General features: G+C 67.2%; 16 protein-coding genes. 9 read left to right on the top strand and 7 right to left on the bottom strand.

The genetic code is table 11. The features are described 5' to 3' along the window. The first annotated feature begins 11 nt into the window (after positions 1 to 11). Positions 12 to 626 (top strand): hypothetical protein, encoded by a 615-nt coding sequence (locus NDI85_RS13845; protein ID WP_189001578.1) that lies wholly within the window; start codon positions 12 to 14, stop codon positions 624 to 626. Position 627: 1 nt separating this feature from the next. Here the strand turns inward: NDI85_RS13845 and NDI85_RS13840 are convergent, their stop codons facing one another. After that, on the bottom strand, positions 628 to 1,413 hold the full coding sequence (locus tag NDI85_RS13840) for a DUF4382 domain-containing protein (RefSeq protein WP_189001576.1): 786 nt from the start codon (positions 1,411 to 1,413) through the stop codon (positions 628 to 630). 121 nt (positions 1,414 to 1,534) lie between these two features. Here NDI85_RS13840 and hjc point away from each other — a divergent pair, with 121 nt between their 5' ends. After that, positions 1,535 to 2,053: a Holliday junction resolvase Hjc gene (gene hjc / locus NDI85_RS13835; protein WP_166967107.1), complete on the top strand. Its 519-nt coding sequence runs from the start codon at positions 1,535 to 1,537 to the stop codon at positions 2,051 to 2,053. 87 nt (positions 2,054 to 2,140) lie between these two features. Here the strand turns inward: hjc and NDI85_RS13830 are convergent, their stop codons facing one another. Continuing rightward, positions 2,141 to 2,773 (bottom strand): SWIM zinc finger family protein, encoded by a 633-nt coding sequence (locus NDI85_RS13830; RefSeq protein ID WP_189001574.1) that lies wholly within the window; start codon positions 2,771 to 2,773, stop codon positions 2,141 to 2,143. A 147-nt stretch (positions 2,774 to 2,920) separates the two neighbouring features. Here NDI85_RS13830 and NDI85_RS13825 point away from each other — a divergent pair, with 147 nt between their 5' ends. Next, on the top strand, positions 2,921 to 3,130 hold the full coding sequence (locus NDI85_RS13825) for a hypothetical protein (protein WP_189001573.1): 210 nt from the start codon (positions 2,921 to 2,923) through the stop codon (positions 3,128 to 3,130). Here NDI85_RS13825 and priL read toward each other — a convergent pair. After that, positions 3,127 to 4,212, bottom strand: coding sequence for a DNA primase regulatory subunit PriL (gene priL / locus NDI85_RS13820; RefSeq protein ID WP_310916122.1), 1,086 nt, complete (start codon positions 4,210 to 4,212; stop codon positions 3,127 to 3,129). The genes NDI85_RS13825 and priL overlap by 4 nt on opposite strands. Before the next feature lie 93 nt (positions 4,213 to 4,305). Here priL and NDI85_RS13815 point away from each other — a divergent pair, with 93 nt between their 5' ends. The 3 genes from NDI85_RS13815 to NDI85_RS13805 all read left to right on the top strand — a co-directional run bounded on the left by NDI85_RS13815 (position 4,306) and on the right by NDI85_RS13805 (position 7,955). Further along, the gene (locus tag NDI85_RS13815; RefSeq protein ID WP_396275540.1) at positions 4,306 to 5,799 is read left to right on the top strand and encodes an MATE family efflux transporter; all 1,494 of its coding nucleotides are present in this window, start codon (positions 4,306 to 4,308) and stop codon (positions 5,797 to 5,799) included. 106 nt (positions 5,800 to 5,905) lie between these two features. Beyond that, positions 5,906 to 7,408, top strand: a complete 1,503-nt coding sequence (locus NDI85_RS13810; RefSeq protein WP_310916120.1) for an MATE family efflux transporter — start codon at positions 5,906 to 5,908, stop codon at positions 7,406 to 7,408. 193 nt (positions 7,409 to 7,601) lie between these two features. Continuing rightward, entirely contained in the window at positions 7,602 to 7,955 is a 354-nt protein-coding gene (locus tag NDI85_RS13805; RefSeq protein WP_310916119.1) for a DUF5518 domain-containing protein, read from the top strand. A 541-nt stretch (positions 7,956 to 8,496) separates the two neighbouring features. On the opposite strand, the gene NDI85_RS13800 is transcribed toward NDI85_RS13805, so the two are convergent. Beyond that, positions 8,497 to 9,774, bottom strand: a complete 1,278-nt coding sequence (locus NDI85_RS13800; RefSeq protein ID WP_310916118.1) for an adenosylhomocysteinase — start codon at positions 9,772 to 9,774, stop codon at positions 8,497 to 8,499. Positions 9,775 to 9,877: 103 nt separating this feature from the next. Here NDI85_RS13800 and NDI85_RS13795 point away from each other — a divergent pair, with 103 nt between their 5' ends. Beyond that, on the top strand, positions 9,878 to 10,822 hold the full coding sequence (locus NDI85_RS13795; protein ID WP_189001564.1) for a type IV pilin: 945 nt from the start codon (positions 9,878 to 9,880) through the stop codon (positions 10,820 to 10,822). 230 nt (positions 10,823 to 11,052) lie between these two features. On the opposite strand, the gene NDI85_RS13790 is transcribed toward NDI85_RS13795, so the two are convergent. Together NDI85_RS13790 and NDI85_RS13785 are read right to left on the bottom strand one after the other, a co-directional pair. Next, positions 11,053 to 12,336 (bottom strand): hypothetical protein, encoded by a 1,284-nt coding sequence (locus tag NDI85_RS13790; RefSeq protein ID WP_310916117.1) that lies wholly within the window; start codon positions 12,334 to 12,336, stop codon positions 11,053 to 11,055. A gap of 126 nt (positions 12,337 to 12,462) precedes the next feature. Next, on the bottom strand, positions 12,463 to 13,764 hold the full coding sequence (locus NDI85_RS13785; protein WP_310916116.1) for an amidohydrolase: 1,302 nt from the start codon (positions 13,762 to 13,764) through the stop codon (positions 12,463 to 12,465). Between the two features lie 98 nt (positions 13,765 to 13,862). On the opposite strand from NDI85_RS13785, the gene NDI85_RS13780 reads away from it, so the two are divergent. Together NDI85_RS13780 and hisG are read left to right on the top strand one after the other, a co-directional pair. Next, a complete protein-coding gene (locus NDI85_RS13780; protein ID WP_310916115.1) occupies positions 13,863 to 15,062 on the top strand; it encodes an MFS transporter in 1,200 nt (399 codons plus the stop codon). Positions 15,063 to 15,106: 44 nt separating this feature from the next. Then, a complete protein-coding gene (gene hisG, locus NDI85_RS13775; protein ID WP_189001556.1) occupies positions 15,107 to 15,955 on the top strand; it encodes an ATP phosphoribosyltransferase in 849 nt (282 codons plus the stop codon). 13 nt (positions 15,956 to 15,968) lie between these two features. Here hisG and NDI85_RS13770 read toward each other — a convergent pair whose 3' ends face one another. Next, the gene (locus NDI85_RS13770) at positions 15,969 to 17,594 is read right to left on the bottom strand and encodes a gamma-glutamyltransferase family protein (protein WP_310916114.1); all 1,626 of its coding nucleotides are present in this window, start codon (positions 17,592 to 17,594) and stop codon (positions 15,969 to 15,971) included. Positions 17,595 to 17,620: the final 26 nt, after the last annotated feature.

The raw sequence follows: 17,620 nt of genomic DNA, 5'->3' as shown, positions 1-17,620 counted from the left end.
AACGCCCACCCATGGAGAGTCTCGGAGACGCATACAGCGGTGATTCCCGCTTTGCGGGGCGTGACCCCCGCCGCGTCTACGCTGGCGCTGCCCTCGGCGTGCTGGGAGCGCTAGCCGTCGTCGTCGCCGTCCTCGCGGTGACGACGCCGCTGTCGACCGTCCTCGGCGTGAGCGACCTCCGGGCCGCCGAGAAACTCGCCGGGACGCTGGGTGGACTGGGCATCCCCGCGATGTTCCTCTCGGTCGTCGCCGTGCTCCCGTCCTCGACGCGCGAACAGGGCGGCGTCGTTCTCGGAACGGGCCTCTGTCTGGTCGGTATCGGTCTCTTCCAGCGGGCGTACCCCCACCGCTGGACGACCGGCGCCGAGACGATGGCCTTCGAGACGACGATGGCGTACTTCCTCGGGGCCGGTCTCGCGTTCTGGTTCGTCTTCACCGCCATGGCGAGTTTCCGGGCCCGGAACAACCCACAGGGGATGGTCCGACTGGAACTCACCCAGCGGGGCGAGTCGAAGACGGTGCAGGTCTCCCCCGAGGAGTACCGTCGCTACGCGAAGGCCATCCGGAGCGACGGCGGCGAGACCGAGGAGATCATTCGGGAGCTAGAGTCTCGGGCAGAGGACTGAGTTAGCTCTCGGTCGCCGTCGTCTCGGTCGCCGTCGTCTCCTCGCTCTCTACCTCCTCGACCTCGACGTCCTTGCCGGCGACGCCGCTCTCGCCGATGACCGGCAGGAGGTTGTAGCCGTTGGGTCCTTTCTCGACGACGTTGATGTCGAAGACGAACTCGACGGCCTCGTCCGCGACGATTTCGAACGGGTTGACGATCTGGAGTTTCTCGCTGGGCACCTTCACCGGGACCGTCTCGCCGTCGACGACGCCCTCGACGTCGCCGACGTACAGTTCGACCTTGCTGTAACGCCCGGCCTCCAACTCGCCGTCGAGGACGCCGATGGCCTTCTCGCCGACCACTTCGGTCAGGTCGACGGTCGGGCTGTCGAGGTCGAACACTTCGAAGCCGCCGTCGCCGTCACCGGCGTCGGCGTCCGTCTCGTCTCCGCCTGTCTCCTCGCCGCTGTCCGCTTCATCGTCCGCCGCTTCGTCGGGTTCCTCGGTCTCGGGTTCCGTTTCTTCGCCGTCCGTTTCCTCGGTTTCGCTCACCGCTGTCTCAGTCTCGTCGGCCTTCGCCCGGAAGACCCGTGCCCTATCGAAGGTCACGTCCAGCGAGTCGAAATCGCCGATGTCGGCGGGCCGGTCGCTGATGAGGAGGCGGAACGTCCCCGTCGTCGACGATGCCGTCACCGTGCTGTCTGTCGCGTCGCCGTCGGTGCTGCCGCCACCACTCTGGCCGCCACACCCGGCGACGACCGAGGCGCCGACTGCGGTGGTCGTACTGATGAACGTCCGTCGGTCCATACACACCCGTCGCCCCCGTGTTCGTATATAAAACACCGTTCGTTCAGGCTCGTGACGGCGGTTGAACAGAATAAACGCTCGACGTGAACGGTTTTTGTCGCTGCGGGTCGACGGTCCGACAATGGCAAACTCGAACGCGAAGGGGGACCGACGTGAGCGGGAGTTGGTCAACGCCTTAGACGAGGCCGGGTTCGCAGTGATGCGAGCGCCGGCCAGCGGCAGCGCCACCGAACGAGAACTCCCGGACGTGCTGACCGGCGACGGCGAGACGTTCTACGCCATCGAGGCCAAATCCAGCGCCGGCGACCCCATCTATCTGACCGGCGAGGAGGTCGAGGCGTTGCTGTTCTTCGCGCGGAACTTCGGCGCGAAACCCCGTATTGCAGTGCGATTCGACCGCGAGGACTGGTACTTCTTCCACCCCGGCGACCTCTATACGACCGACGGCGGGAACTACCGCGTCAAGAAGGAGACGGCCCTCTCCGAGGGGACGGACTTCGAGGAGTTGGTCGGCCACTCTGAGAAGGTCACACTCGACGAGGTGGCCGACGACGGCCCCGACGCGGCCGTACTGGACGTCCTCTCTGCGTTCGAGCGCGGCGACCTAGAGAAGGAGGAAGCGGCGGCGATGCTGGAGTAGCGAGGTGTCGAACGGAGTGAGACACCTCGAAGCGACGCGGTGACCGCAGGGAACCGCGGAGCAGTAGCGAGGGGGCCATCGCTTCGCTCACTCCACCAGTTCCGCGTCCGTCCGATGGAGTCGACTGTAGGGGAACGCGTACCGTCGCGGGTCGTCTCGACGGGTCGCGTCGGCGAGGTACGTCACCTCGACCACGATGTCGTCCGGCGGGTAGCCTTCGTTGGTGTCGTGGGCGGCGACGGTCCGGCCGGTCGCCTCGATGACGTACTCGTCGGCCCGGTCCTCGCTCACGCCGGCGACGACGAGGCTGTCGCCCGTCTCGCGGTCGACGACGACGTCGCCCGGCAGGACCCGGCAGTTCCCACAGAGGTGTGGTGGGTCGGCGTCTTCGGACACGAACGTGACGGCACCACAGACGTCACAGCGGGCGCGCTGGTGGTGTGGTGGTGCCACTCGGCGGGCCGTAATCTCGATGGCGACACGGCGGAGGTGTTTGCATTGCTCGCCGCGAATCTGGTGGTCGGGACAGGTACAGGAGTGGTCCGTGAGGTCCACGAGGTACGTGTGGCCACTCTCGGAGGTGACGGCGTAGGTACTGCCCTCACGCGGCCGGACGGCCATGCGCTCGGTCCAGGCGCGGGCGGCCCGGGAGTCGAGTTCGCTGGGGTCCGGTGCGAGTGCAGTCCGCTCCGAGTCGGCCGATGGCTCTATCAGTGTCATAGCGGGCGGACACGGCTGTATTTCTCGGTGTGTCCAGTCGAAACGTAGGGTCTCGAGCGAGGTAAACGTCTCGGCCAGCAGCCCGCTGTGGGTATGGTTTGGGGTCGCTTCGACACCCTTTTGGCCGGGCCACCGATATCGCGCCACATGGAAATCGACCGGGAGGCCATCGTGCAGATAGTGGTCTCGACCATCGCGCTGCTGACGTTCGTCGCCGCCGCCGTCTTCGTTTCGCTGAACTACTCCAGCAACGGCGGGCTTACCGAACAGGGCGGCGTCGCGATAATCGGTGCTATCGGGCTGTTCATCGTCGTGATGCTCGCGGCGGGCATCTGGATGGAACGACAGGAGTTCTAGGCGTCGGCCTCGTCCTCGCCGCTCTCGCCGTTCTCCTCGCGCCAGTCGACCAGGTCGTCGTCTTCGGCGTCGTCTAACTTCTTCTCGTAGTAGGCCATCGGGTGTGAAATCCGCTCACAGAGGTCGTCTTTGTTGACGCAGTCGCCGTAGGACACCATGGTCGAACACGCCGGCGTCGAGTACTCGGTGGGGCTGGTGTCACCACGGATGTGATCGACCTGATAGCGGGTGGCCTCCTCGCCGAAGCCAGGATTCACCTGAAAGAGGTCGACGATCTCGTCGGTCGTCATCCCGATGCTCGTGAGGAACGCGGCGATGGCGAAACGGGAGTGGTGCTCGAGGTGCTCGCCTTTCTGGACCTGATCGAGCAACGCCTGCATGCACGGCGGGAACATCTCGGGGACGACGGTGTCTATCTCGCGGGTGAGGTCGAGTTCCGCGAGTACCTCCTGTAGGTGGTCGACCTCTTCGTCGAGTTCGCTCGCGATGGCGTCGGGGACGTCGAACGGGAGGCCGTCGGTGACGCGGTGACGAATGGCCTGTTTCAACAGGACGTGGAGTTCCTCGGCAGCGATGCGGACGCGGCCGTCGGCCAGCGGGCGGTTGACCAGTCGCCACTGGTCGCCCCGCTGGTCGGCCGCCAAATCGAGGTACGTACCGACGTCGACCCAGTAGCCCGTCTCGGCTTCGTGGACCGATCCGGAGAGGTCGAACTCCGCGAGCAGGTCCCGCAACTCGATGCGCTGGCTCTGGGTGGACTTGAACTCCGTCGTCGCCTCGAACTCGGTGCTGAACTGCTCTCGGGCCGCCTCGGCCTCCGCGCGAGCGTACTTGCGGGTACAGACGTGCTGGTCGACCAGCGAGACGAGGACGCGGGCCACCGGATACGACAGCAGTTCGACGCGGGTCCGTCGGTGAGGCTCGCCCACGGTGCCGTCCGTGATGGCGCGTTCGACCCGCTCCAGCGCTCGCTGGGTGACCGCGTCGTCGGTGGCGACGACCTCACCGAGGTCGACCGCGGCGGCCTCGACGGCCTCGCGGGCGGCGGCGAGGAACGGATAGCGGGCGTGGAGCGGCTGCATGAACTGGCGTTGCGCGTGTGGCCGAATAAAATCCTCGTTCCGGCCGCCTCGAACCCAGATGAATTATCACCTCGCCTCTGTGTAGTGGGTGACGTGTCCGCGACCGACCGCTCTGTCGACCTGACCGAGGGGCCGCTCTTGCGCCCGCTGCTCGCCCTCTCCTTGCCGCTCGTGGGAACACAACTCCTCCAGGTCGCGTACAACCTCGTGGATACGTTCGTCGTCGGCCGACTGGGCGACGGAGCCGTCGCAGCGCTGACCTACTCGCTGCCCTTTATCTTCCTCACCATCTCGCTGGGGAGCGGCCTCACTGTCGCCGGAACCGTCCTCGTCTCACAGCACCGCGGGGCCGGCAACGACGACCGGGTGCGGGCCGTCGCCGGGCAGACCATCGCCGTCACCGCCGTCGTCTCGGGTCTGCTCTCGCTCGTCGGCTATCTCCTCGCGCCGACGCTCCTACCTTATATCGGGACGACGCCGGGGACGGAGATTCACGCCATGGCCGTCGAGTACACCCGTATCGTCTTCGCGGGGACGGCGTTCATGTTCGGCGCGTTCGCGTTTCAGGCCATCCTGCGGGGGTGGGGCGATACGAAGACGCCGATGTACCTGATGTTCGGCAGCGTCGTCGCCAACGCCGTCCTCGATCCGTTCTTCGTGCTGGGATTCGACGGCAACGTCGTCTTCTCCCTGCTCGGGCTTGGCGGCCTCGAAGCGACGCTGTACGCGCTCACCGGCTTCTCGGGGATGGGCGTCGCGGGAGCGGCCGTCGCCACCGTCATCTCCCGAGGCGGCGCCGCACTGGCCGGCTTCTGGCTCCTCTTTTCGGGTCGACTCGGCTTCGCGCTCTCGCTGTCCGACCTCTGGCCCGACCGGGAGACGGTCCGGAAGATTCTGGACGTGGGCGGTCCCGCGGGTCTCGAACGCTCTGCGGACTCGCTGGCCTACACCGGGATGACCGTCCTCGTGGCGATGGTCGGGACGAACGCCGTCGCGGCCTACGGCGTCGGCAACCGCATCAACACGCTCGTCTACCTCCCGGCGGTGGGCCTCGCACAGGGCGTCGAGACGGCCGTCGGCCAGAACCTCGGGGCCGACCAGTCGGGCCGCGCTCGCCGGGCCGTCCTGCTGGCGGCGGGTCTCGGCGGCGGCGTCTTCCTGCTCGCCAGTCTGGGTGCCTACGCCTTCGCCGCGGCCATCGTCGCCCTCTTTTTCGACGTGAGCAAGACGGCCCCCGAGGTGCTGTCGATGGGTGCCGACTACTTCCGGATCATCGGTCCGACGTACGTGTTCATGGGCCTGTTTCACCTCCTGAACGCCGCCTTCCGCGGGGCCGGCAGCACGCGGACGGCGCTCGGTTTCTCCGTCGCCTCGCAGTGGTTCTTCCGCATCCCGCCGACGCTCCTGCTCATCACCGTCGTCGGGATGGGCGCGGCGGGCGTCTGGTGGGGTATCGCCGTCTCGCACGTGGCCGCCGCGGCCCTCGTCGGCGTCTGGTTCCTCGTCGGCGACTGGGACGAGTCGGTGGTCGACGAGGACGAGCACGGGGACCGGTCGGACGACGAGGCGGCCGCTACCGCCGACTAACGTACTGTGGGATAGTTTCACAGACCCACGGAACGGCTATACTGACTGACCGTCCAGTCAGTACCATGTCGGTCCCCCTCTCTTTCCCTTCCCTGAGGTGTCGACGATGACGGCGACGAGCGAGCAGTCCGAGCGGTTCACGCAGGGGGCTCTCCTCTGGCCCCTGCTGACGCTGGCAGCGCCGCTCGTCGCCACGCAGCTCCTCCAGACGCTGTACAACATCGCCGACACCTTCTGGGTCGGCCGTCTGGGGCAGGACGCCGTGAGCGCCCTCTCGTTCTCGTGGCCCATCGTCTTCCTGCTGGTGAGCGTCGGCGGCGGGATGACCGGCGCCGGTACCATCCTCATCTCCCAGCACACGGGCGCGGAGAACGACGGCCGCGTGAGCCACGTCGCCGGCCAGACGCTGGTGTTCGTCACCGCCCTCTCGGTGGCCATCTCCGTCGTCGGCTACCTCCTGACGCCGACACTGTTGCAGGTCATCGGTACCGAGGCTGGCACGCCCATCCACGAGATGGCCGTGACCTACACGCGGTACGTCTTCCTCGGCCTGTACTTCATGCTCGGCTTCTTCGTCTTTCAGGCGCTGCTGCGTGGCTGGGGCGACACGAAGACGCCGATGTACCTGATGGTCGGCAGCGTCGCGCTCAACGTCGTGCTGGACCCGATACTCATCCTCGGGTTCGCCGACAACCCCCTGTTCGCGTGGCTCGGTCTGGAGGGCCTCGCGGCCACCGCGTTCGCGGCGACGGGATTCACCGGCCTCGGCGTCGAAGGTGCCGCCATCGCGACGATATTCTCGCGCGGCCTAGCCGCCGTGGCGGGCCTCTGGCTCCTGTTCTCCGGCCGAGTCGGTATCGAACTCTCGCTGTCGGACCTCCGGCCCGACCTGCCGGAGATTCGCAAAATCGTCCGCGTCGGCGCGCCACTCAGCGTAGAGCAGAGCACGCAGGCCCTGTCGGTGACGGTGATGACCGCGCTCGTCGCGCTCGTCGGCTCCGACGCCGTCGCGGCCTACGGCATCGGTGGCCGCCTCACGTCGCTCGTGTGGCTCCCGATGGTCGGCATGGGGATGGCCGTCGAGACCGTCGTCGGCCAGAATCTCGGTGCCGGCGAGCGAGCGCGCGCCCGTCGGACCGTGCTGCTCGCCAGCGGCATCCTCGTCGCGGTGTTCCTCGTCGCCAGCGTCGTCGTGACGTGGTTCGCGCCCGCCATCGTCGGCGTGTTCATCACCGGTGCGGGCGCGGCCGCCGTCGTCGACCACGGCACGGCGTTCCTCCGCATCGTCGCGCCGACGTGGGCCGTGATGGCCGTCTTTCACATGATAAACGGCGCGTTCCACGGCGCCGGGTCGACCCGCCTCTCGATGGGACTGGGCCTGCTGACGCTGTGGGGCTTCCGTATCGTGGCCGCCGCGGTCCTCGTCGTCGTGGTCGGGATGGGTGCGCCCGGCGCGTGGTACGGTATCGCCGCCTCGAACGTCGCCGCCGCCGTCGCCGGCATCGCCTTCTTCCTGCGCGGACACTGGCTGGACGACGTCATCGAGGAAGAGTCGGGCGAGGACGACGGCGACGCCGACGCGACCGAGGTCGCGACGCCGGCCGACTGAAAACTGAGCGCGATAGCGTGGTAGAGACTAGTTGTTTCTTCGATGCTGCCATCTACGCAGTCGCTCAGTAAAGTCTACGAACTTTGAAACGTCTCTGTCGCATACTGAAAGACAGTCTGCTATGTGTGCCTTTTTCGATGAGTATAAAAATATCAACCAAAAGTAAGATGTTGATTTAGGAAGTATCTCTCGCATGGAGCGAAAGTCCGTTCTGAACACCTCCATTGGCATAATTATACTAGTGGTCGCAGCGAGCGCCCCCGGAATCTCTCTATTAGCTGGAGGAATAGCTGGATACTTAGAATCGAAGAATCCTCGGAGCGGAGCCCGTATCGGCATTACTGCAGGAGCAGTTGCACTCGGATTGATGCTACTTTTTTCGATGGTGGTTGAGATTGGTGAAGCATTCGATCATGGGATAGCGCATTATCTTTGGACCGGTCTGGGCCATCCAGCTATTAATGGGATAATATCCTTCCTCATACTGCCGTTGTTGGGCGGGGCCATTGGAGCATATATTCGTGCGGAAACCTCGTCCAACCAATAGTACGGTAGAGTGCGTTTCGTGAGCTTCTGTCTCTCAGTATACACGTTCGTTTTAGCAGCCGATTCACGGATTCTTCGGAAAAAGAAACGTTGTGGATGGTTCTCTATCATCCTCGGCTTGGGGAGTGATTTCGAGGGTTCTCGTAGTTTACCGGCTCTCATTCTCTTCGCTACGAATCTCTCTACTGCTCCGCGGCTACGCCGTCGTCGGGCGGCAACGCCGTCTGACTGCCTGAGGGACCTTCGGTCCCTCTCCGCTCGCAATTCGAGGTTCTTCGCTGGCGCTCAGAGCCTCGCTACGCCTCACGGATCGCATCGCTCCCCGTTCGCATTTAGCGGGCCACTCGCTTTGCTCGTGCCCCGCCCTACTGCTCGCGGGTCACTGCGTTCCCCGCTGCGCGTTATCGAGGAACCGCACTGCGTTCGGTTCCTCGCTACGCCTCACGGATCGCATCGCTCACGGCTGCGCCGTTCGCGTGCGAGGTGCTGCGCGCCTCGCGCTCTCCGTTCGGCTGTCCGGTGCTCGCGCTTGGCGCGAGCACCTACGTCCCGTGCTGCCAGGAGTCCATATACTCGGCTTGGGTCTCCGTCAGGGAGTCGAACTCGACGCCCTCCGCCGCAAGCTTGATTTCGGCCACCTCCTTGTCAAGTCGGTCGGGAACGTCGTGGACGCCGGCGTCGTAGGCGTCGCCGTTCTCGACGAGTTCGCGCACGCAGACGGCCTGAATCCCGAAGCTCTGGTCCATCACCTCGACGGGGTGGCCGAGCGCGACGGGCGTCGCGAGGTTGACGAGCCGACCCTCCGCGAGGACGTTCAGGCGGCGGCCGTCTTCCATCTCGTAGCCCTGCACGCCGTCGCGGGCCTCGTAGGTGTCGGCGGCCATCTCGGAGAGGGCCTCTAAGTCGATCTCCACGTCGAAGTGGCCGGCGTTGGCGAGCAAGACGCCGTCCTGCATCCGCTCGAAGTGCTCCTCGACGATGACGTCGCGGTTGCCGGTCGTCGTGATGAACACGTCGCCCTCTTCGGCCGCGTCGGCCATCGGCAGCACGTCGTAGCCCTCCATGTGGGCCTCCAGCGCGCGGCGGGGTTCGACCTCGGTGACGACCACGTCTGCGTTCTGGCCGCTTGCCTTCTTCGCGACGCCCTTCCCGCAGTAGCCGTAGCCGGCGACGACGACGGTCTTGCCGGCCCACGAGAGGTTCGTCGTCATCGCGATGGAGGCCAGCGAGGACTCGCCGGTGCCGTGGACGTTGTCGAACAGGCGTTTCATCGGCGTGTCGTTGACCGCGAACATTGGATAGTCGAGTTCGCCGTCCGCGTCCATCGCGCGCAGGCGGTGGACGCCGGTGGTCGTCTCCTCGGCCCCGCCGACGATAGTGTCGATCAGTTCCGGGTAGTCCTCGTGGACCATCGCGACGAGGTCCATCCCGTCGTCGACGGTGATGGTCGGTTCGTGGGCGAGGACGGCTTCCATCGCCCCGTAGTACTCCTCGTCGTCGACGCCGCGTTTGGCGTAGCAGGTCACACCGTCGACCGCGTCGAGCGCCGCCGACACGTCGTCGTGTGTCGAGAGGGGGTTACAGCCGGTCATCGCCACTTCCGCGCCACCGGCCGCGAGCACCTCGGCCAGGACGGCGGTCTTGGCTTCGACGTGCATCGCCATGCCGATGGTCTCGCCGGCGAATGGCTGGTCCGCCTCGAAGGACGCTCGCAGTGCGCCCAGAATGGGCATGTGCTGGACAGCCCAGTCCATCTTCCGTCGGCCGGACTCACGCGCGGCCTCGACATCGTCGAGCTGCTTGGAAATCGGATCGGTCATGCCAGAACAGTCGGCCACGGCGTCCTAAACCCCACCGAAGCGTATCGACCAGCGAGGCGGTCCCAACATACAAGCGAGTTGACTCCCAGATGAGTGGTAGTAGATGCCCGCTCGTGCACAGAGCCCGCTGATCGGAAATCTCCTGATCGTCGCCGTCGCCGTGGTGCTGCTGGCGACGCTCTCGGTGGGCGTGTTCACTTACACGTCGATGCTCGGCGACGAACCGCCGTCGGTCTCTATCGATACGAGCGTCTCGGCGACCAGCGTCGAACTCGTCCACGCCTCCGGCGAGTCGATCCCGGTCGACGAATCGAGCGTCGTCTTCGACTTCCCGGACACGCAACTCGAAGTCCCACTGAGCGTGCTCGCGCTGGAAACCGGCACCGACGACGGCGAGTTCACCGCCGGCGAGGTGTACCGCTATCCACACGGCGTCGAGGACGGGACCGTCGAGGTGCGTCTGGTCCACGACCCCAGCGGGGCCGTCGTCGACGAACTCGAACGGCGCGTCACCAGCGGCGAGAACGTCCTCGCCGACTTCGAGTCGCGTTCGCTCTCGAACTACGCGGGCGGCCAGAGCAGCAGTGGGAGCGCGTCGGTCTCCGACGGCGGGCGAACGGTCACGCTGACCGGGAGCCAGTGGAAGTACATCGACTACCCCTACGAGATGACCGGCCAGACGATGCTCACCTTCGAGTTCCGGAGCGACGCGCAAGGCGACATCCACGGCATCGGCCTCACGCGAACGACCTCGCAGGCACCCAACCGAGTCGTCCGAGTCTACGGCACGCAAAACTGGGGGAGCAACGTCTCGACGGCGACGAGCGAACCGTACTACGACGGCAGCGGCGAGTGGGTCCGCTACGAGATTCCGCTCGGCCAACTGTATCAGATCGATGCCGACTACCTCGTCGTCGTGATGGACTGTGACGCGACGACGGCCGTCGCCTCGGGCACCGACGACGGCCGCTGTGTGAGTCGGGACGGCAACACTCCAACCGCCACCTCGTACTTCCGGAACATCCAGATAGAGGAAGCCGACGGCTGACCGACCTCAGACTGGACGGCCTCCGTCTCGAAGACCAAACTGCCGAAAGCGGCGTCGACGGACAGCGGACGACTGCCTACACCGTCTCTCGGGACAGTATCGAGGACGGGTTCGTCTTCACCGGGCGAGTGACCTTCTCGTGGGGAGCCAACACGCCGACCGGGTCGGAGATGCAACTCGACATCGAAGTCGAAGAACGGGGGACCGGACCGAGCTACGTGTGACAGCGATCAGTTCGGGCCGCGGTCCTCGGGCGGGCCGGCGTGTTCCGGCGGACCGGCATCTTCCGGTGGGCCGCGCTCGCCGTCGTCATCGTCGGCTCCCTCGTCTTCCGCATCTTCAGTCGCGTCTTCTTCGTCTTCGGCCTCTTCGCTCTCGTCTTCGTCTTCCGCATCTTCAGTCGCGTTTTCTTCGTCGTCTTCGCTCTCGTCGGATTCGTCTTCAGTTTCGTCGTCGGTCTCTGCTTCTTCGTCTTCAGCCTCTTCTTCCTCGTCCTCGGATTCGGCGTCCGGGCCGCGGTCCTCGGGCGGGCCCGCGTGGTCGGGGGCGTTCCCGGGGTTGTTCTGGGTCACGTACTCGGAGACTTCCGGACCGATACCGGTGGACCCGTTCTCCAGTAGGTAGTGGACGAAGTCCGAGACGCCGGCGAACTCCCGGTCCTCCTGTACCGTCTCGTTGACGTATTCGAGTTCGACCGTGGTGGCGTCGGAGGCGTTGTCGGCACTGGCGTTCACCGAGACGGTGACGTTCTCGTCGGGGGCGACCAGCGACACCTCGCCGTCGGCGTCGGTCTGGTAGTCGCCGGTACCCTCGTAGGTGGCGTTGCCGTCGGTCGAGACCGAGACGTTGGCGTTCTCGATGGCGGTGTCGTTGCGGGTCACGTCGACGGTGACGGTCCCGTCGTCGTTCTGGGCCGCCGAGACGTCGATGCCGTCGACCAGCGTGACGTTCAGTTCGGCGGTCTCGCCGTCGGTCACGGTCAGGGTCACGGGTTCGTCGCCCTCGGGCGTCGGGAGGACCACGGTGCCGTTCTCGCCGGTCTCGTAGCTCCCGGCGCCGTCGTAGTCGCTGTTCGTCTCGCGCGTGCTGACGTTGACCGTCGCGTTCTCGACGGCGGCGTCGTCGCGCGTGACCGTCACGACCACGTCACGGTTCTGTTCGACGTCGACCTCGAAGTCGGGGTCGAGTTCGACCGTCGTCGCCGCCGTCTCGTCGTCGTCGCTGGCAGTGACGGTGACGTTCACGCGCTCGTCGGGCGTCGGGAGGGCGACGGTGCCGTCCGCGTCCGTCTCGTAGCTTCCCGACCCGTCGTAACTGCCGTCGACGGCGGCGACGGTCACCGTGGCGTTCTCGACGGCTGACCCGTTCCGCGTGACTTCGACGGTGACGTCGTCGTCCTGTGTGACGGTTACGGCGAGCGATTCGTCCGCGGTGTCGGCGGCGGCCGCCGCCGGCGCGAGGGCAGCGCCGAACAGTGCAGCGACCGCGAGGAGGGCAATCAGTTGGTTTCGCATTACGTACCAGTCGTTTACCGGATAACCCACTAAACCCCCCTCTCGTTCACACTGTTCAGTCTGATTCGCGACTCCGAATACACGGCCGCAGAACGCCGCATACGATTCACGAACCGCTCTGAACGTTTAATCGTCTCCGGCTCGGTCGACGAGTGCCGCCGCGTGCTCGCTCGCACGCTGTCGGACCGACTCCTCGTCGAACACCTGCACCTCTCGTTCGCGCAGCAACACCGCGCCGTCACAGACGGTGTGGCGCACGTCGCTGCCGCGAGCGGCGTAGGCCAGATGCGAGACGAGGTCGTGGGCCGGGGTGAGGTGGGGCGTTTCGAGGTCGACGACCGCGAGGTCGGCGTTCGCGCCGGCTTCGATGCGGCCGCTGTCGAAGCCCAGCAGATCGGCGCCGTTGGCCGTCGCCATCTGTACGACCGTCTCGGCGGCGACGGCGCTGGCGTCCTCGGCGGCCAGTTTCCCGAGCATCGCCGCGTCGCGCATCTCGCCGAACATGTCGAGGTCGTTGTTCGAGGCCGCCCCGTCGGTACCCAGACCGACCGTGACGCCGCCGTCTAGCAGCCGCTGGACCGGTGCCATCCCGCTGGCGAGTTTCATGTTCGAGGCCGGGCAGTGGACCGCGCCGGTGCCCGTCTCGGCCAGCAGGCCGATTTCGGTCTCGTCGACGTGGACGCAGTGGGCGAGGAACGTGTCCTCGCCGAGTAGCCCCACGTCGTCGGCGTATTCGAGCGGTCGCACGCCGTGTTCCTCGACGATAGGGTCGACCTCGTCGGTCGTCTCGTTGGCGTGGAGGTGCATCGGCAGGCCCGCCTCGACGGCCTCGGGGACGAACTCCCGCAGGTACTCCTCGCCGACGGTCGTGAGGCTGTGAGGCTGGAACGTGGTCGTGATGCGCCCGTCGGCCGCGCCGTCGAGTTCGCGGGCCACGTCCAGACTCTCCTGCATATCGGCGCGAGCGCCCTCGTCGTCCTTGCCGACGGTGACTGCGGTGTGGCCGAGGACGGCCCGGACGCCCGCCTCCTCGACGGCCGCGGCTATCTCGTCGACGTGGAAGTACATGTCCGAGAGGGCCGTCGTGCCCGACTTCACCATCTCGACGAGACCCAGTTCCGCGCCGACGCGGACGTCCTCGGGCGTGAGTTCGGCCTCGACGGGCCAGATGTCCTCCTGTAACCACGCGTCAAGCGGCTTGTCGTCGGCGTAGCCCCGAAGCAGGGTCATCGCGACGTGGGTGTGGGCGTTGACCAGTCCCGGGATGACGAGGCCGCCGCTGGCGTCGAGTTCGTCGTCGCCCGACAGTTCGCCGGGGGCCTCGACGGCCAGTATCTCGCCAGCGCTCTGGTCGACGAGGACGTCGGCGCGTTCGACTGTCAGGTCCGGACGGAGGACCCGTCCACCGCTCACGAGGAGTTCGCTCATGACCGGCGGTTGGGTGGCCCCGCTCTTAGTTCGGCCGGGTCCGCGGTGGCCCCTTCCGTTACCGTCATACCGGTCGAGCGCCTGCCTTCGGTACTCCGATGGCCGTCACCGACGCCGTTCGGCGCACCGTCCGCGACCTGCGGGAGGGCCACCCCGGACGGTTGCTCGGCGCCGTCGCGGCCGGGTGGTTCCTCGTCCTCGGGATGCGCTTCGTCGTCCCGGCGGTCCTGCCGACCATCACCGAGGAGTTCGGCCTCTCGAACGCGGCGGCGGGGCTGGCGGTGACGGTGCTGTGGCTCACCTACGCCGCGATGCAGTTCCCGACGGGGGCGCTCATCGACCGCGTCGGCGAGCGCACCCTGCTGGTCGCCGCGGCCCTCCTCTCGGGGGCGGGGCTGCTCGCGTACTTCGTCTCGGCGACGTACGCCCTCTTCCTGCTGGCGACGGCCGCCTTCGGTCTCGGAACCGGACTGTACGGCCCGACCCGCGGGACGGTCCTCTCGCGGACGTTCGACGCGAACGAGGGGACCGCCTTCGGCGCGGTGATGGCCGCCGGCTCTATCGGTGCCGCCGCGCTCCCGTTCGTCGCCAGCGTCGCCACCGCTCGGTACGGGTGGCGAATCGCGCTGGGCGGCGTCGCTCCCGTCTTCGTCGTCGTGGCGCTCGCGCTCTGGCTCTCCGTCTCGGACCGACCGACGGCGACGGACGGACGCCGCCTCCGCGAGGACCTGCGGGCCGCCCTCGCCGGGATCCGAAACCGCGGCCTCCTGCTGGCCGTCGTCGGCGCGACGGTCATGCTGTTCGTGTTTCAGGCGGCGACGGCCTTTCTGACGACGTATCTCGTGACGGTGAAGACGCTCGACCAGAGCACCGCCGGGGGCGTTCTCTCGGTGCTGTTCGTCGGCGGTGCCATCTCCCAATCCGTGACCGGCCGCCTCGCGGACCGCTACGGGTCGCCGCCGGTGTTGACCGCCGTGGCGCTCGTGAGCGCGGTGCCGCTGGCGCTGCTCCCCCGACTGCACGGCGAACTCGCACTCGCGGCCGGCGCGGCCGCAATCGGTATCCGCATGAGCGCCGGCCCGCTATCGAACGCCTACATCGTCGACGTCCTCCCCGACGACGTACAGGGGACCGGGTGGGGCTTGCTTCGCTCCGCCTTCTTCGCCGTCGGGTCGCTCGGGTCGACGCTCGTCGGGCTACTGGCCGACGGCGGTCTGTTCGACGTCGCGTTCTACCTGATGGCCGGCCTCACCGCACTGGCGGCGCTGGCCTACCTCGCGCTTCCCCACCGAGCGTGACCCGCGAGGGAAAGACAGTTGGCCCGCCGCCGCACAGTCAGGGTATGCGCATCGCCGTCCCCAACAAGGGCCGCCTGCACGACCCGAGCGTCGAACTACTCGAACGGGCCGGCCTCCACCTCGTCGACGGGGCCGACAGACAACTGTACGCCCAGACGGTCGACCCCGACGTGACCGTCCTCTATGCCCGCGCCGCAGACATCCCCGAGTACGTCGCCGACGGCGCCGCCGACGTGGGTATCACCGGACTCGACCAAGTGCGAGAGGCCGGCGTCGACCTCGTGGACCTGCGTGACCTCGACTTCGGCCGCTGTCGCCTCGTCCTCGCGGCGCCCGAGGACGACGACAGCGTCACCTCCGTCGCCGACTTCGAGGGCGGCCGCGTCGCCACGGAGTTCCCGAACATCACCCGCCGCTTCTTCGAGGAACAGGGCGTCGAGGTGGACATCGCCGAGGTGTCGGGGGCGACAGAACTGACTCCGCACGTCGACATCGCCGACGGCATCGTCGACATCACCTCGACCGGGACGACCCTGCGGATGAACCGCCTCGAAATCGTCGCCGAGGTACTCCAGAGTTCCGTCCGCCTGTTCGCCCGTGAGGACACCGCAGACGCCGAGAAGGTCCAGCAGGTCGACATGGCGCTGGGGTCGGTCCTCTCTGCGGAGGACAAACGGTACCTGATGATGAACGCGCCCGAGGAGGCCTTAGACGACGTGAAGGAGGTCCTACCGGGGATGGGCGGGCCGACGGTGATGGACATCGCCGGGTCCGACGACGTGGCCGTCCACGCCGTCGTCGAGGAGTCGGCCGTCTTCGAGACGATCAACGACCTCAAGAGTGTGGGTGCGAGCGACGTCCTCGTCACCGAGATCGAGCGCCTCGTCGAGTGACGTAGCTTTTCTCTCAGAACACGTCGACGGTGCCGTCCTTCCGCGGTTCGGTCGCCCCCGACAGGGTCCCGTCCTCGTAGCGCGCTATCTGTGCGCCGCCGAAGTACAGCGGCACGTCCACGCGCACCTCGTGCCCCCGGCGGACGAGTTTCGCGGTCACGTCCTCGTCGAAGCGGGCCTCCGTCGCCAGCGTCCCGTCCTCGCAGTAGCGCCAGCGCGGTTCGTCCAGCGCCGCCTGCAACGGCATCTCGCGGTCCAGCAGGTTCGAGAGGACCTGCACGTGGCCCTGTGGTTGCATGTACCCGCCCATGACGCCGAAGGCCGCCCAGTCGTCCTCGCCGAAGCGCGCGAGGCCCGGAATCAGGGTGTGGAACGGCCGCTTGCCCGGTTCGAGGCGGTTCGGATGGTCGGCGTCCAGTGAGAACGACGCCCCGCGGTTCTGGAGCGTGAGGCCCGTCTCGCCCGCCACGAGGCCGCTCCCGAACCCGTTGAACAGCGAGTTGATGAAGGAGACGACGTTGCCCGCGCCGTCGGCGACGGTCAGCAGGACGGTGTCGGCGTCCTCGGCCGGCGAGTCGACCATGCCCACTTCTGCGTTCTCGATGGCCTCCGACCCGACTTCTTCGGCCCGCCGCTCGGCCCACTGTTTCGACTCCAGCGGCGGCACGTCCTCGTACGCCGGGTCGGTGATGTAGTGGTGGCCGTCGGTGAAGGCGAGTTTCGTCGCCTCCGCAAGCAGGTGGGTTCGTTCGACGGGGTCGTCGGTCTCGGGGACGCCGACGGCCTCGGCGACGTTCAGCGCCTCCAGCGCGACGAGGCCCTGATTGTTCGGCGGGAGTTCGTACACCTCGACGCCGCCGTAGGTGGTCGAGACGGGGTCGGGGAACTCCACCTCGAACCCGGCGAGGTCCGAGCGTTCGAGGAGGCCGCCCGCGGACTGGACCGTCTCCGCGATGGCGTCGGCGATGTCGCCCTCGTAGAACGGGCCGGCCCCTTCCTTAGCCAGCGTTTCGAGCGTCTCGCCCAGTTCGGGCAGGCGCATCTGCTCGCCCACTTCGGGTGCCCGTTCGCCGTCCACGAGGTACTGCTCGCGGGCCGCGTCGTTGCGCAGTTCCGGTTCACAGAGCGCCCACGCCGAAGCGATGACTTCGCTCACCGGGAACCCCTCGGTGGCGTAGTGGACGGCGTCGTCGAGGACGGCGTCCATCGAGAGGCGCCCGAACCGCTCGACGGTGGCCTCCCAGCCGCGGGGCGCGCCGGGCACCGTCACCGTCAGCGGGCCGCGGTCGGGCATCTCGGCGTCTGCCGGGGCACACCCCTCGTGGTCGGCGACGCGCTCCCGCACCGTCTCCAGCGTCGCGGCGTCGGGCGCGCCGCCGCAGGCCCGCATCGCCCCCACGTCGCCCTCGGCGGTGCGGTAGAGCGCGAAGGCGTCCCCGCCTAGCCCCGTGCTCATCGGTTCGACGACGTTCAGCGTCGCCGCCGTCGCTACCGCCGCGTCGAAGGCGTTGCCGCCCTCGCGCAGGACCTCGATTCCCGCCTCGGCGGCGAGCGGTTGGCTCGTCGCGACGACGCCGCGGGTCCCGTAGGCCGTCGACCGACGGGAGGTAAAGCGGTCCAGATTCGGCTGGCTGTCCATAGACGAACCCGGTGGCTGGCGCTGAA

It is taken from the genome of Haloarcula sp. S1AR25-4 (assembly GCF_031624555.1).
GTDB classification, from domain to species: domain Archaea; phylum Halobacteriota; class Halobacteria; order Halobacteriales; family Haloarculaceae; genus Haloarcula; species Haloarcula pellucida.
Note: the sequence above shows the minus strand (reverse complement) of the source record. Positions and strands in the feature narration are given on the sequence as shown.

Excerpts from the sequence above, each read along its gene's own strand:
- NDI85_RS13845 (WP_189001578.1), top strand. The coding sequence starts at position 12 with ATGGAGAGTCTCGGAGACGCATACAGCGGTGATTCCCGCTTTGCGGGG.
- NDI85_RS13840 (WP_189001576.1), bottom strand. The coding sequence starts at position 1,413 with ATGGACCGACGGACGTTCATCAGTACGACCACCGCAGTCGGCGCCTCG.
- hjc (WP_166967107.1), top strand. The coding sequence starts at position 1,535 with ATGGCAAACTCGAACGCGAAGGGGGACCGACGTGAGCGGGAGTTGGTC.
- NDI85_RS13830 (WP_189001574.1), bottom strand. The coding sequence starts at position 2,773 with ATGACACTGATAGAGCCATCGGCCGACTCGGAGCGGACTGCACTCGCA.
- NDI85_RS13825 (WP_189001573.1), top strand. The coding sequence starts at position 2,921 with ATGGAAATCGACCGGGAGGCCATCGTGCAGATAGTGGTCTCGACCATC.
- priL (WP_310916122.1), bottom strand. The coding sequence starts at position 4,212 with ATGCAGCCGCTCCACGCCCGCTATCCGTTCCTCGCCGCCGCCCGCGAG.
- NDI85_RS13810 (WP_310916120.1), top strand. The coding sequence starts at position 5,906 with ATGACGGCGACGAGCGAGCAGTCCGAGCGGTTCACGCAGGGGGCTCTC.
- NDI85_RS13805 (WP_310916119.1), top strand. The coding sequence starts at position 7,602 with ATGGAGCGAAAGTCCGTTCTGAACACCTCCATTGGCATAATTATACTA.
- NDI85_RS13800 (WP_310916118.1), bottom strand. The coding sequence starts at position 9,774 with ATGACCGATCCGATTTCCAAGCAGCTCGACGATGTCGAGGCCGCGCGT.
- NDI85_RS13795 (WP_189001564.1), top strand. The coding sequence starts at position 9,878 with ATGCCCGCTCGTGCACAGAGCCCGCTGATCGGAAATCTCCTGATCGTC.
- NDI85_RS13790 (WP_310916117.1), bottom strand. The coding sequence starts at position 12,336 with ATGCGAAACCAACTGATTGCCCTCCTCGCGGTCGCTGCACTGTTCGGC.
- NDI85_RS13785 (WP_310916116.1), bottom strand. The coding sequence starts at position 13,764 with ATGAGCGAACTCCTCGTGAGCGGTGGACGGGTCCTCCGTCCGGACCTG.
- NDI85_RS13780 (WP_310916115.1), top strand. The coding sequence starts at position 13,863 with ATGGCCGTCACCGACGCCGTTCGGCGCACCGTCCGCGACCTGCGGGAG.
- hisG (WP_189001556.1), top strand. The coding sequence starts at position 15,107 with ATGCGCATCGCCGTCCCCAACAAGGGCCGCCTGCACGACCCGAGCGTC.
- NDI85_RS13770 (WP_310916114.1), bottom strand. The coding sequence starts at position 17,594 with ATGGACAGCCAGCCGAATCTGGACCGCTTTACCTCCCGTCGGTCGACG.